The sequence below is a fragment of the Burkholderia sp. Bp9031 genome, from assembly GCF_003857965.1.
GTDB classification, from domain to species: Bacteria; Pseudomonadota; Gammaproteobacteria; order Burkholderiales; family Burkholderiaceae; genus Burkholderia; species Burkholderia ambifaria_A.
Map to the genome: position 1 here is coordinate 1 of NZ_QTPW01000113.1, position 312 is coordinate 312.

At 65.4% G+C, this 312-nt stretch carries 1 protein-coding gene; it reads left to right on the plus strand.

Features of this window, described 5'->3' with window-relative positions; translation table 11 throughout:
* A partial coding sequence (locus DIE15_RS36745; protein WP_148095713.1) for a cation:dicarboxylate symporter family transporter occupies positions 1-312 on the plus strand: 312 nt, incomplete at both ends.

Genomic DNA, 312 nt, shown 5'->3' on the forward strand with positions numbered 1-312 from the left:
GAAATTGCCGGCTACATCTCCCTCGTGTCCGACGTGTTCCTGCGGCTGATCAAGATGGTGATCGGGCCGCTGGTGTTCTCGACGCTCGTCGTCGGCATCGCGCACATGGGCGACGCGTCGTCGGTGGGGCGCGTGTTCGTGAAGGCGCTCGGCTGGTTCATCACCGCGTCGTTGATCTCGCTGCTGCTCGGGCTGTTCATGGCGAACCTGCTGCGGCCCGGCGAGAACCTCGGCCTGCCGCTGCCGGACATCGGCGCCTCGGCGAACCTCGCGACCTCCAAGTTCACGCTGAAGGATTTCGTCGGCCACATG